The organism is Herbaspirillum sp. UBA812 (genome assembly GCF_002296545.1).
GTDB classification, from domain to species: domain Bacteria; phylum Pseudomonadota; class Gammaproteobacteria; order Burkholderiales; family Burkholderiaceae_D; genus Herbaspirillum; species Herbaspirillum huttiense.
Map to the genome: position 1 here is coordinate 34,393 of NZ_DBIC01000329.1, position 279 is coordinate 34,671.

Consider the following 279-nt stretch of genomic DNA (forward strand, 5'->3'; position numbering starts at 1 on the left):
GCGCGCTATGGCGGCGAAGAATTCGTGGTGATCCTGCCGGGCAGCGATGCGGCCGGCGCGAGCAAGGTGGCCGAGCGCATTCGGGCAGCCGTCGAGCACCTCGCCCTGCCGCATGCGCACAGCCGTTTCGGCGTGGTCACCATCAGCCTCGGCGTGGCCCAGGCCGACTTGCAGCGTCACGCGCAAGCCGAACAACTCCTGGCCGAAGCCGATCAGGCCCTGTATGCCGCCAAGTCAGCGGGCCGCAATCGGGTGGAGATCAGTTCCGCGAGCTGAGGT

The 279-nt window shown here is 68.5% G+C and carries 1 protein-coding gene; it reads left to right on the forward strand.

All coding sequences use genetic code 11. The features are described from left to right. A partial coding sequence (locus B3873_RS22280; protein ID WP_286869130.1) for a GGDEF domain-containing protein occupies positions 1 to 276 on the forward strand: 276 nt, incomplete at its 5' end. Positions 277 to 279 lie beyond the last annotated feature (3 nt).